At 68.3% G+C, this 230-nt stretch carries 1 protein-coding gene; it reads right to left on the bottom strand.

Going from position 1 to position 230, the window contains the following annotated elements:
- The coding region (gene bcsD, locus SB751_RS35930) for a cellulose biosynthesis protein BcsD (RefSeq protein ID WP_410749719.1) at nucleotides 1–230 on the bottom strand (230 nt) is incomplete at both ends.

Here is a 230-nt window from a genome sequence, read left to right as displayed (position 1 = left end):
CATGGCGTCGAGCCAGGCCTGGTAGCAGCCTTGCAGGAAGGCGGGCGTCCAGGCGAGCGCCGCGCCGCCGAACGCCGCGAGCGGCGCGCCGTAATGGATGATGCGCAGGTAGTCGCCTTCGTCGGCGAGTTCCACGTAGCCCCACTGAATGCCCGACCAGTGCGCATTCAACGCATCGGCGAGGTCGTCGGTGGACTCGCACGGCGGCAACGCATGGCTTTCGGCGAAAC

The sequence above is a fragment of the Cupriavidus sp. SIMBA_020 genome (assembly GCF_046535395.1).
Lineage (GTDB): Bacteria > Pseudomonadota > Gammaproteobacteria > Burkholderiales > Burkholderiaceae > Cupriavidus > Cupriavidus campinensis.
The sequence above is the reverse complement of the archived record's forward strand: the minus strand, read 5'-3'. Positions and strand labels throughout refer to the sequence as shown.